General features: G+C 72.6%; 6 protein-coding genes and 1 pseudogene. 5 read left to right on the forward strand and 2 right to left on the reverse strand.

Translation table 11 applies throughout. The annotated features are described in order from the left end of the window. Positions 1–2,552: pseudogene (locus JAO81_RS43195) on the reverse strand (beta-ketoacyl synthase N-terminal-like domain-containing protein); the annotation flags it as partial. A 253-nt stretch (positions 2,553–2,805) separates the two neighbouring features. Here JAO81_RS43195 and JAO81_RS39295 point away from each other — a divergent pair. The 3 genes from JAO81_RS39295 to JAO81_RS39305 all read left to right on the forward strand — a co-directional run bounded on the left by JAO81_RS39295 (position 2,806) and on the right by JAO81_RS39305 (position 6,585). After that, entirely contained in the window at positions 2,806–3,969 is a 1,164-nt protein-coding gene (locus JAO81_RS39295) for a nicotinate-nucleotide--dimethylbenzimidazole phosphoribosyltransferase (protein WP_199552799.1), read from the forward strand. 91 nt (positions 3,970–4,060) lie between these two features. Next, a complete protein-coding gene (locus JAO81_RS39300; protein ID WP_199552800.1) occupies positions 4,061–5,845 on the forward strand; it encodes a phosphatidylglycerol lysyltransferase domain-containing protein in 1,785 nt (594 codons plus the stop codon). Continuing rightward, entirely contained in the window at positions 5,842–6,585 is a 744-nt protein-coding gene (locus JAO81_RS39305) for a hypothetical protein (protein ID WP_199552801.1), read from the forward strand. The genes JAO81_RS39300 and JAO81_RS39305 overlap by 4 nt, the downstream gene beginning before the upstream one ends. Here the strand turns inward: JAO81_RS39305 and JAO81_RS39310 are convergent. Next, on the reverse strand, positions 6,477–7,289 hold the full coding sequence (locus JAO81_RS39310; protein WP_307814161.1) for a hypothetical protein: 813 nt from the start codon (positions 7,287–7,289) through the stop codon (positions 6,477–6,479). The genes JAO81_RS39305 and JAO81_RS39310 overlap by 109 nt on opposite strands. 88 nt (positions 7,290–7,377) lie before the next feature. Between JAO81_RS39310 and cobS the strand changes: the two genes are divergently transcribed. Both cobS and JAO81_RS39320 read left to right on the forward strand, forming a co-directional pair. After that, positions 7,378–8,166, forward strand: a complete 789-nt coding sequence (gene cobS / locus JAO81_RS39315; protein WP_199552802.1) for an adenosylcobinamide-GDP ribazoletransferase — start codon at positions 7,378–7,380, stop codon at positions 8,164–8,166. Positions 8,167–8,308: 142 nt separating this feature from the next. Next, positions 8,309–9,594, forward strand: a 1,286-nt coding sequence (locus tag JAO81_RS39320) for a leucyl aminopeptidase (RefSeq protein ID WP_199552803.1), incomplete at its 3' end; no start/stop codon positions are given.

Below are 9,594 nucleotides of genomic sequence, written 5' to 3' on the forward strand. Positions count from 1 at the left end.
GGCCACGTCGACGGCGGTGAGCGCGGAGGCGCAGGCCGCGTCGACGGTGAAGTTGGCGCCGCCGAGGTCGAGGCGGTTGGCGATCCGGCCGGAGATGACGTTGGACAGGAGCCCCGGGAAGGAGTCCTCGGTCAGCTTCGGCAGCTGCTGCTCGATGCCCTCGGGGAGGCGCCCGAGATACGACGGCAGGACGGTCCGCAGCGTGCTGGCGTTGGAGGTGTCGCTGCCGGCCTCGGCGCCGAAGACCACGCAGGTGCGTTCGCGCGGGAAGTCCTTGCGGTCGAGCCCGGCGTCCTCGAGCGCCCTGCGGGCGGCTTCGAGCGCGAGCAGCTGGACCGGTTCGATGCTGGCGAGCGAGGCCGGCGGGATTCCGTACGCCAGCGCGTCGAAGGGGATCCGCGGCAGGAAGCCGCCCCACTTGGAGGCGGAGATGTCGTGGGCCTCGGCGTCCTCGCCGTAGTGCAGGGCGGCATCCCAGCGGTCGGCCGGGACCTCGGTGACGGCGTCGGCGCCCGCGAGGATCTGCGCCCAGAAGGCGTCGAGGTCCGGTGCGCCGGGGAACATCGCGGACATGCCGACGACGGCGATGTCGAGGGCGTCGGGTGCGGTCACCGCCGTGGGCGTCCGCTCCGTACGCAGAGCGGCCACACGCCGTGCGTAGTAGTCCGCCGCCCGGTCCGCGACCCCGTGGTGGAGCTCGGCGACGGTGGTGGTCGCACCGCGCAGGACGGCGACCTCGCCGGCCATGAACATGCCGTCGGCCAGCTGGCGTTCCTCGTCCACGTCGACGAGTTCGTCGCCGATCCGCTCGATGCCCTTGCTGGCGATCCTGAGCCGTCCGACGTTGAGCCGCTCCAGCTCCTCCCAGGCCTGCCGGTCGGGCACGCCCTGCTCGCGCAGCTCGTCCTTGTACGACTGGTAGGCGCCGGTGAACGCGCTGGGCACGCAGCGCGTGGCGTGGCCGGGTGCGGTGTGCAGGAGTTCGGTGGACTCGGCGTCGAGGACGGCCTGCTGGAAGAGCGGCCTGATCGCCCCGCAGGCCACGGCCTCCTCGGTGAAGAGGTAGGCGGTGCCCATCAGGACACCGGTGGCCACGCCCTTGGCGGTGAGCGGCGCGGCGAGCGCGGCCACCATGGCGGCGGAGCGCTCGTCGTGGATGCCGCCCGCGAAGAGGACCTGCACCTCGGCCGGGTCCAGGTCGCCGGCGGCCAGGAAGTCCTCCAGTACGGCGAGTTGGGCCTCCCACAGCGGGAAGCTGTTGCGCGGCCCGATGTGACCGCCGCACTCGGCGCCCTCGAAGACGAAGCGCCGCGCGCCCGCCGAGAGGAACTGTCCGAGCAGTCCGGGCGAGGGGACGTGCAGGAAGGTGACGATGCCGTCGGCTTCGAGCGGGGCGGCCTGCGGGGGGCGGGCGCCCGCGGTGGCGACATGGCTGGGGCGGAGTTCCCGGACGGCTTCCGGCTGGGCGGTCCGCACTTCCTGAGCTGGGCGGTCCGTACTTCCTCGGGCGCGAAGCCGAGGATGCCCACGCCCCAGGAGCGGTCGCCGAGCGCGGCACGGGTCTGCTCCAGCATGGAGCGGGTCTGTTCGCGGCCGGCGAGGGCGAGCGCGATGAACGGGAGTCCGCCGCCGTCCGCGACGGCCGCGGCGAACCGGGCCTGGTCGCTGACCCGGGTCATCGGACCCTGGGCGACGGGCAGCGGCGTGCCGAGCGCGCGGCACATCGCGGAGCCGCCGCGCAGGGCGTCACCGTCGGCGGCGAGCGCCGTGTCGATGCCTTGGGTCAGAGCGGTGAGCGCGGCTTGGACCGTGCCGTACTTCTGGGCGAACCGGGCCGCGAGGAAGGCGTCCTGGCCGAGCGGCATCAGCTCGGCGCGCAGCGCCTCGGGCAGTCCGGGGCGGCGCCGGTCGAGCACACGGTGGCCCGCGACGATCACGGTCTCGGAGCCGTCCGCGGTGCGCAGGAACGCGCCGACCGCGGGCGGCACCTCGCCCTCGCTCTCGTCGAGCAGGGCGAGCTGGACGTCGAGCACCACACCCGTGGCGCCCGCGAGCACGGCGGCGGCCGCGGTGTGCGGGCCGATGCCGCCGCAGGCCCATACGGGCACCGTGTCATCGAGGGCCGCGAGCACCCGCTGCAGCAGTACGAAGGTCGACAACTCCCCGCAGGGGCCGCCGCATTCACTGCCTCGTACGACGATTCCCGAGGCGCCGTCGGCGACAGCGCGCTCGGCCTCGGCGGCGCTGCGCACCTCGACGAGCACCGTGGCCGCGGGGATCTGCCCGACGGTGTACGGGGCGTCGGGGGCGAGCAGGACGGTGTGGGGTCCCGCGGCGTCGCGCAGCTCGTCGGGGTCGAGGGCGCAGTGGGCGCCGATGCGGACGCCGAAGGCGCCGGGCGCCCACTGGCGGGCGAGCGTGAGGGCCTCGCGGGCTGTGCGCCCGCCGCTGCCGAGGTCCAGGACACCGAGTCCGCCGGCTCGGGAGACGGCGGCGGCGAGACGCGGGTTCGGTTCACCGAACGGGCTGACGCCGATGACGGTCTGCGTCACGGAAGCGGGCTCCTCTGGTACGGGGTCTTGTACGGGGCGCTGCTGTACGACAATCCGACTCAAACCGGAACGTAAGGGATCACCTCCCTCCGCGCAATGACGCTCCGGAGTCAGTGCTTCACATGGCGTAACTGTGCAGCCATTGGGGCTGACGGATCGTCAGGCGGGCGCGGTGGACGTGTCGGCCCGCCCGCTCCCTCGACTCCCGGGCCACCCCTGGCCCCCGCCACCACCCCCGGTAACGTTCAGCCACATGAGCGCGCTGAATCTCGATGACTTCGCCGATCTGATCGAGCGCCCCGACGGCGGCGTACGCCGGGACGCCGAGGACCGCCGCGGCCGCCTCGCCGTGCCGCCCGGCGCGCTCGGCCGGCTCGACGAGCTCGGCGAGTGGCTCGCCGCGGCCCAGGGCTCCGTGCCGGTCAAGCCCGTGCGGCAGCCGAAGGTGCTGCTGTTCGCGGGCGACCACGGCGTGGCCGGACTCGGCGTCTCCGCACGGGCGGCCGGCGGGGGGCGCCGCCCGGTGGGCGCGGGGGGCGGCGGGGGGGGCCCGCTCGCCGTGCTCGCCCGCCACGCCGAGGTGCCGGTGCGCGTGGTGGACGTGGCGCTCGACTGCGACCCCGGGACTCTGCCCGCAGAGGTGGGCGGCCACCGGGTGCGGCGCGGGTCGGGCCGTATCGACATCGAGGACGCCCTCACCGCCGAGGAGGCCGAGCAGGCCTTCCGCGCCGGTATGGCGATCGCCGATGAAGAGGCCGACGCGGGCACGGATCTGGTGGTGCTCGGCGACCTCAGCGTGGGCGGCACCACCCCGGCCGCGGTCCTCGTCGCCGCACTCTGCGGCACCGACGCGTCGGTGGTCACCGGACGCGGCGGACAGCCCATCGACGACCTGGCCTGGATGCGCAAGTGCGCCGCGATCCGCGACGCGCTGCGCCGCGCGCGGCCTGTACTCGGCGACCAGCTGGCGCTCCTGCGGACGGTCGGCGGCGCCGACCTCGCCGCGATCACCGGCTTCCTGCTGCAGAGCGCGATCCGGCACACCCCGGTGATGCTCGACGGTGTGGTCTCGGCGTCCTGCGCCCTGGTCGCCCAGCGCATCGCGTTCCGCGCGCCGGACTGGTGGCTGGCCGGGCAGACCAGCGGGGAGCCGGGCCAGGCCAAGGCCTTCGACCGGCTCGCCCTCGAACCGCTCCTCGCGCACGGGGTGACGGCGGGCGAGGGCACGGGCGCCCTGCTCGCGCTGCCGATGGTCCGCGCGGCGGCGGCACTGGCGGCGGAACTCCCGGTGCGTGAGCTCCCGGACGAAAAGGCCGAGGACGACGACACCCAGGACGCCGACGCCCAGGACGACGGCAGCCAGGTCGCCGACACCGAGGGCGCCGGCACCAACACCGACCCCGAGCCCTCCGCCTGAGGTTCCGTCACGTCTGAGGTTCCGTCACGCCTGAGCCGTATGGCGCTCCCTGACCCCGTATTGCCCGATTCGCCCCATAGGATCGGGTTTCATGGGAGAGGCCGGACGTGAGCCAGTAGCCGCCGCCGAGCTGCGGGCGGCGGCGCACCGCAGACGGGCGGCGGGCTTCGCCGTCTGGTATCTGCGGGGCGTCGCGTTCCTGAACTTCCTGAGCGCGTTCTGGGTCTCCTTCGCGCAGGATCTGCGGCGCCACAACACCGATGACTTCTTCACCCCGTATCTGCTGACGGCGGGCTTCGCCTCGGGTCTGTTCACGCTCTTCCTGGCCGTGACGATGCGGCGCCGCAAGCGCGCCGCGTGGATCCTCAACTCCGTGCTCAGCGGCTCGTTCCTGGCGCTCTTCGCCTTCGCGCTGCTCTTCCCCGAGATCCGCCGGCACCCGCAGAACTGGATCTCGCTCGGTCTGACCGCCGCCTTCGTCGGCGCGCTCGTGATCGGCCGCAAGGAGTTCTACGCGAAGGGCGACCGCTCCAACCCCAAGCTGGCCGCGGCCGTCGGCGCCGGCGGACTGCTCGTCACCTCGCTGCTCGCCGCGCTCCTGGTCACGGTCACCGACCAGGGCCACACCGCCGGATTCGTCGAGCGCTGGCGGTACGGGACCGTACGCCTGGTCTCTCTCGCGGCCGACGAGGCGCACCCGACGATCACCACGCCCGGCTGGGTCGACGTCTCCATCAACGTGCTGAGTACGGGGCTGCTGCTCGCCGTCCTGTACGCCGCGTTCCGTTCGAGGCGCGCGGTGGATCCGCTGACCGAGGACGACGAGAAGCGGCTGCGCGAACTCCTGGACCGCCAGGGCGAACGGGACTCGCTCGGCTACTTCGCGCTGCGCCGCGACAAGAGCGTCGTGTGGTCCCCCAGCGGCAAGGCGGCCGTCACGTACCGCGTGGTCGGCGGGGTGTCGCTCGCGTCCGGTGATCCGCTCGGCGACCCCGAGGCCTGGCCGGGCGCGATCGAACCGTGGCTCGCCCAGGCACGGGAGCACGGCTGGGCGCCTGCGGTGATCGGGGCGAGCGAGGAGGGCGGCACGATCTATGCGCGGCACGGGCTCGATGCACTGGAGCTGGGCGATGAAGCACTCGTCGAGACGGCGGCCCGCGGCGGAGCCGCTGATGGACACTTCACACTGGAGGGGCGGGCGATGCGCACCGTCCGCCAGGCCCACAACCGGGTGCAGCGCGCCGGCTACCGGGTCCGCATCCGGCGGCACGAGGACATTCCGGCCGAGGAGCTCACGTATCTGCTGCACAGGGCCGACGACTGGCGTGACGGCGCCACCGAGCGCGGGTTCTCGATGGCACTCGGGCGGCTCGGCGATCCTCAGGACGGACTGTGCGTGATGGTCGAATGCACCGATGGCGAGGGCGAGTTGAGGGCGCTGCAGTCCTTCGTGCCCTGGGGGCCGAAAGGGCTGTCCCTCGATCTGATGCGGCGTGACCGGGACGCGGACAACGGTCTGATGGAGTTCATGGTCATCGAACTGCTCAGGCGCTCCGGCGAGATCGGCATCACCCAGGTCTCGCTGAACTTCGCGATGTTCCGCTCGGTCTTCGAACGCGGCTCGCGGATCGGCGCGGGCCCCGTGCTCCGCATGTGGCGTTCGCTGCTCAGCTTCTGCTCGCGCTGGTGGCAGATCGAGTCCCTGTACCGGGCCAACGCCAAGTACCGGCCGATCTGGGAGCCGCGGTTCCTGCTCTTCGAGAAGAGCGGGGATCTGCTGCGTATCGGGGTCGCGGCCGCCCGCGCCGAAGGGTTCCTGGAAGCACCCGGTCTGCCCAAGTGGCTGCACCGACGCCACCTGGAGTCGCACCGGTGAGCCCCGCAGGTCTCGTCCGGGCGGAATGGGGTCCGCTCTACCGGGCCGTACGCGACGGGATCGCGGCGAAGAAGTGGCGCGCGATCCCTGTGACGCTCGCCGCGGTGTGCCTGACCGCGCTGATGCAGTACATGCAGAACCAGGAGTGGGGCTACCAGTTCGTCCAGAACCTCGGCTCCGTACGCGCCGAGGAACCCCTGTGGCTCGCGCTCCTGCGCACCCCCCTCTCCCTGTTCGTACCGGCCCTCGATCTGCCGGTCTGGGGCGCGCTCGGCCAGATCCTCCTGGTCTTCGGGATCGCGGAGATCACGCTCGGCTGGTGGCGGATGCTCGTCATCGGATACGTGGCGACGCTGGCCGGCACGTTGTACGCGCGGTTCGGGATCTGGCTCGGTGAGGACCATGCGCTCGGGCTGCCCGCCTCCAACGCGCAGGTGGTCGACACGGGACCGTCGGCCGCGGTGGTGGGCCTCGCGGTCTATGTGTGCTGGCGCTACCGGGCCTGGTTCACGATGGCCCTGGTGATCGTCGCGATGGTCGGCGAGACGGTGATCGACGACAACCTCGCGGGCCGGGAACATCTGGCGGCGATCGTCGCGGTGCTGCTGCTCTGCGGTGTCTCCGCGCTGCGTCAGCGCCGCCGTTCGGGCATGTGGTCGGGGCCGGGCGCGGGATCCGGGTCGACCACCGAGCCGCCGCCCCGGGGCGCCGGGGCGAACCGGCCGCCCGGGCGCTCCTGAACCTTCCGGCGCGGCTTCGACCAGCGGCGGTCGTGGTGGTAGGCGCGCAGACCGCCCTTCGAGCGGGCCCGCGGGCGGTTCCTGTAGAAGAGCTTCCACCAGGGCGAGCCGGGACGGGCGAGCCGGATCCCGCCGAACATTGCCACGAACGGCACCACGATCCCGAACAGCGCCATCCGCGGTTTGCCCTTGGCGAGTGCGATGAGGGCGAAGAAGAAGTTCGTCGCGGTGTTCATCACCACGAAGACCCGGCTCTGCCGCTCCGCGTCGGTGAGCTCGTTGACGCCGAACGGCAGAAAGCCCCCGAGCACCAGGGCCACCAGGGACGCGGTGAGTACGACGATCTCCACGCTCTTGCGCCCCGCCTCGCTCCAGTACACGTCGTCGAGGTGCAGGATCAGCGCGAACTCGTCCAGGACCAGGCCCGCGCCCAGGCCGAAGATCACGGCCGAGGCCAGCGAACCGAAGCTGTGCCGGCCCGCCGCGACGGCACCGAAGCCGCCGATGATCGTCAGGATGATGCCGGGCACGACGTGATGGATGTGCAGATCGCCGGCCTTCACGTTCCCGAACGGGCCTTTGCCCGCCCGGATCATCCGCGTGATGATCCGCGTCACCAGGAACGACAGGACGAAGGAGACCAGCGCGAGCAGCAGTGGCAGCTTCCCCGGTTCGAGGATGTTCCGGTACCACCAGTGATCCACGCCACGCCCTCCCTGCCTGTCCCGATATACGCCCGTTTCCTGACGTATGCGCAAATTTACGCGCGAGGGCGGCGGTTAGCCTGCCGCGGTGACTCAACAGGACCCCGCTCGTCTCCTTGATGGTGTGCGCTTCGCCTTCGGCACGCTCACCGTGCTGCCGGTACGGGTGGAGCGCTGGGACCGGGCGGCCGCGCGCGTCGGCATGCTGTGCGCGCCGCTCGCCGGCCTGGTCGTCGGCCTGTTCTCGGCCGCGCTCGGCGGGCTCCTTCTGCTCCTCGGCGCGGGCGCCCTGCTCGCCGCCGTCGCGACCACGGCGGTCCCCGCGCTGCTCACCCGGGCCCTGCATCTCGACGGGCTCGCGGACACGGCGGACGGCCTCGGCAGCGGCAAGCCGGCCGATGAAGCGCTGACGATCATGAAGCGTTCGGACATCGGCCCGTTCGGCGTCGTCACGCTGCTCTTCGCCCTGCTCGCCCAAGTCGCGGCCCTCTTCCAGCTGTACGAGGAGGGCGGCTGGGCCCACGGCGCGGTCGCCGCGGCCGTGGCCCATGTCTCGGGCCGCACGGCCCTGACGCTGGCCTCGCGCCCCGCCGTACCCGCCGCGCGCCCGGAGGGGCTCGGGGCGGCGGTGGCCGGAACGGTGCCGACGCGGTCGGCGGCCCTGGTCGCCGTGCTGGTCATCTGCCTTGCCGGTGGGGCGGGTTACGGCACCGCGGGCGTGCCGCACGGGGTGCTGGCGGTGGTGGGCGCGCTGCTGGTGGGCGAGCTGCTGCTGCGCAGGTGTGTGCGGCGGTTCGGGGGGATCACGGGGGATGTGTTCGGGGCGGTGGCGGAGACGGCGGTGACCGCGGCACTGGTCGCGTTCACGCTGGGCTGAGGCCCTCCGGATCGGAGGGCGACCCCCTCTCCGTAGTGGAAAAGCCCCGCGGCAGGCGCTCCACCAGCGCGCAAGCGTAGGCTCGGCACGGGACAACACCCCATAGACGCATAACGGAAGACGGAAGCGAGAACTCACCACAGTGACTGCTCTGACTCTCAGCACCGCCGCCGCGGCCGGCCTCAAGGCCGACGCGCTCGTCGTCGGAGTCGCCAAGGGCGACAAGGGCCCCGTCGTCGCTCCCGGCGCCGACGCCGTCGAGAAGGCCTTCGGCGGCAAGCTCGCCACCGTCCTCGAGACCCTCGGCGCCTCGGGCGGCGAGGGCGAGGTCACCAAGCTTCCCGCGCCGGACGGCGTGAAGGCCCCGCTCGTCCTGGCCGTCGGGCTCGGCGCGGTGCCCGAGAAGGGCGAGTCCTTCGACACCGAGACGCTGCGCTTCGCGGCCGGCGTGGCCGCCCGCGCGCTGTCCGGCACGAAGAAGGCCGCGTTCGCGCTGCCCGCCGAGAGTGCCGACGAGGTCGGGGCGATCGGCGAGGGCGTGCTGCTCGGCGCGTACTCCTTCGACGCGTACAAGGAGAACGGCTCCGCCCCGAAGTCCTCCGCCAAGAAGAACGGCAAGGGCCCGCTGGCCGAGGCCGTGATCCTCGGGACCAAGCCGCGCGACAAGGCCGCCAAGGCCGCGGTCGACCGCGCCACCGCCGTGGCCGAGGAACTCAACCGCGCCCGCGACCTGATCAACACCCCGCCGAACGACCTCGACCCGGAGGCCTTCGCCGCCGTGGCCACGGCCGCCGGCAAGGAGCACGGCATCAAGGTGCAGGTGCTCGACGAGAAGGCGCTCACCAAGGGCGGCTACGGCGGCATCCTCGGCGTCGGCGCGGGCTCGGACTCCCCGCCGCGCCTGGTGAAGCTCTCCTACACGCACGCCAAGGCCAAGAAGCACCTGGCCTTCGTGGGCAAGGGCATCACGTACGACTCGGGCGGCATCTCGCTGAAGCCGGCGGGTCACAACGAGACGATGAAGTGCGACATGTCCGGCGCTGCCGCCGTGCTCGCCGCCGTCGTCGCGGCCGCCCGGCTCGGCCTCGAGGTGAACGTCACCGGCTGGCTGGCGCTCGCCGAGAACATGCCGTCCGGCTCCGCCACCCGCCCCGGTGACGTGCTGCGCATGTACTCCGGCAAGACCGTCGAGGTCCTGAACACCGACGCCGAGGGCCGCCTGGTCCTGGCCGACGCGATCGCCAAGGCCTCCGAGGACAAGCCGGACGCGATCGTGGACGTCGCGACCCTGACCGGCGCGATGATGGTCGCGCTCGGCTCCCGCACGTTCGGGATCATGGCCAACGACGGCGCGTTCCGTACCTCCCTGTACGAGGTCGCCGAGGCGTCCGGCGAGCCGGCCTGGCCGATGCCGCCGCCCGAGCACCT

This window comes from Streptomyces sp. N35, from assembly GCF_016464295.1.
GTDB lineage: Bacteria > Actinomycetota > Actinomycetes > Streptomycetales > Streptomycetaceae > Streptomyces.

Bases quoted from the DNA above. Each gene is read 5' to 3' on its own strand.
- JAO81_RS39295 (WP_199552799.1), top strand. From the start codon at position 2,806: ATGAGCGCGCTGAATCTCGATGACTTCGCCGATCTGATCGAGCGCCCC.
- JAO81_RS39300 (WP_199552800.1), top strand. From the start codon at position 4,061: ATGGGAGAGGCCGGACGTGAGCCAGTAGCCGCCGCCGAGCTGCGGGCG.